The organism is Agaribacillus sp. DX54 (genome assembly GCF_056858335.1).
In genome coordinates this window covers 1-278 of sequence record NZ_JBXEQE010000167.1, presented here as the reverse complement: position 1 = coordinate 278, position 278 = coordinate 1, and the positions used below count along the sequence as shown (strand labels likewise).

At 48.9% G+C, this 278-nt stretch carries 1 protein-coding gene; it reads right to left on the bottom strand.

What is annotated here, in order from left to right:
- Positions 1 to 278 (bottom strand): putative Ig domain-containing protein (locus tag AC04NP_RS30825; RefSeq protein ID WP_482863982.1); only part of this gene is annotated, 278 nt, incomplete at both ends.

Here is a 278-nt window from a genome sequence, read left to right as displayed (position 1 = left end):
GACTTGAGTCGCATCGTTCACCGTAATCTCACCAGTAGTCGCATTCAAACTCATCCACGTAGGCAAAGTGCCTGAAGCAATCACAGCGCTCGTAATCGCCCCATCCGCATCTGCTACGCTCGCTAATTGATCGCCGTTGGAATAATTGTCCTCATTCTGAGCAGGATTTATCGTGTAAACAGCTTCCATATCAGGAGTAATTACGATGCTTACCGTCTGCGTGGTCTCCCCGCCATCTGCATCAGTGGTCGTAATATCTACCGTATAAGTACCATCGG